This is a genomic window from Komagataeibacter kakiaceti JCM 25156 (assembly GCF_000613305.1).
In genome coordinates this window covers 1-1,564 of sequence record NZ_BAIO01000527.1, presented here as the reverse complement: position 1 = coordinate 1,564, position 1,564 = coordinate 1, and the positions used below count along the sequence as shown (strand labels likewise).

3 protein-coding genes are annotated in these 1,564 nt (G+C 67.1%); 1 reads left to right on the top strand and 2 read right to left on the bottom strand.

Annotated elements, in window-relative coordinates:
• Positions 1–901, bottom strand: a 901-nt coding sequence (locus JCM25156_RS25425; RefSeq protein WP_159105009.1) for an MFS transporter, incomplete at its 3' end; no start/stop codon positions are given.
• Positions 862–1,347 (bottom strand): MFS transporter, encoded by a 486-nt coding sequence (locus JCM25156_RS32245; protein ID WP_159105008.1) that lies wholly within the window; start codon positions 1,345–1,347, stop codon positions 862–864. The genes JCM25156_RS25425 and JCM25156_RS32245, both read right to left, overlap by 40 nt.
• A gap of 53 nt (positions 1,348–1,400) precedes the next feature.
• Here JCM25156_RS32245 and JCM25156_RS28175 point away from each other — a divergent pair.
• A partial coding sequence (locus JCM25156_RS28175; RefSeq protein ID WP_306301754.1) for a MerR family DNA-binding transcriptional regulator occupies positions 1,401–1,564 on the top strand: 164 nt, incomplete at its 3' end.

Here is a 1,564-nt window from a genome sequence, read left to right as displayed (position 1 = left end):
CGGCCTGTTGCGCCCCGGTGGTTCCCCCCGGCTGCGCCAGTCCCGCCGCGTTGGCGATCGTGCCCGCCACGGCGGACGCTACGGCGGTGGTGTAAAGCTGTATGGTCGTGAGCGAGGCGGAGGCCAGCCCCTGTTCGGCAGGCGGCGTCAGGCGCAGGATCCCGCCCAGCAGATGCGGCCATGCCATGCCGACCCCCGCGCCCACGGCGGCGAACGCCACCCCGATCGGGAAAATGTCTGGCAGCGACCTGCTGGCGGGGTGGGGCATCCACCATGTCAGGAACACGATGGCCCCGAACCCCAGCACCGGCGCCATCGCCAGCGCGCGGCGCGCCTGTAGGGGAGAGGCCCCGCCGCTGGTAAAGGATCCCGCCGACCACCCGGCGGCCATGAGGGCCGATAGGTAACCGGCCACCACCGGGCGCTGGTGGTGCAGGACCTGCAGGAAAAGGGGCGCGAAGATTTCAATGACCTCCACACTCAGGGCCAGACCACCCAGCAGGCAGTAGAACGGCAGCAGCGGGGAGCGCAGGCCCAGCGCGCCTTTTGGCAGCAGCCGGGTGTCGCGGTTATGCTCGCAATGGGCGAACCATGCGAACAGCCCCAGTGAAATGACCAGCCCCGCCAGATTCTGCTGGAAATGCAGGACCGTGCTGGTCACGGACAGGACAAGCACGGACACCACCAGCGCCATGAGCTGCCGCCACGCCAGCGTGGAGGTGGGCATGCCGGCTCCAGCGCGGGTGGCGGGTAGCACCCGCACCGCGAAAATGGCGAAAACCAGCGATCCCGCGCACAGGATCCAGAACGCCAGCCGCCAGGCCCCCATCTCGGCGAACAGGCCGCCCATGGCCGGGCCGATCAGGGTGGCGATCCCCCACATGGAGGACAGCATGCCCATGGCGCGGTCCATAGCGGTTCGGCAAAGACCAGCCGGATCAGGGCATAGGCCAGTGAAACCAGCATGCCCGCCCCCAGCCCCTGAAAGCTCCGGCCCCACAGCATGACCCCCATGGACGGGGCGAGCGCGCATAGCAGCGCGCCCAGCGCGAACACCCCCGCCGCCATGGCGTAGGCCCGCCGTGGCCCCAGCGCGCCAAGGACGTGGATGGACAGGGATGAGCCGATGATGGAGGCGACAATGAAAAGCGTCTCGTTCCACGCATAGTACCGGATGCCGCCAATATCATTCACGGCGGAGGGCAGTATGGTCAGGATCATGTAGAGATTGATGGCGTGCAGCGCGACACCGGTCGCCAGGACGCAGGATTTCGCGCCATTGGCGCCGGAGAACAGGAGCCGCCACGTGGGAGTGGATGCGCTGCCCATGTCTGTTGTACCGTCCATCGAAATGACCTTGGGTGCCGCGGCGGGAAGTCGGTCGCGGGGCTTGCCCGGGCATGCCGATACTGTTGATAGAACCCCAAGCATGGTTGAGGTCAATGGCCCAGATTACGAAATCTTCCGCCCTGCCCGGGGAGCTTGCCGTGGGGGATGTGGCCCGGCGTTCGGGCGTTCCCGTTTCGACATTGCATTATTACGAATCAAGGGGCCTGATCGCGGC

What these genes read in the sequence shown, in the direction of transcription:
- JCM25156_RS32245 (WP_159105008.1), bottom strand. Translation starts at nt 1,347, where the DNA reads ATGGACGGTACAACAGACATGGGCAGCGCATCCACTCCCACGTGGCGG.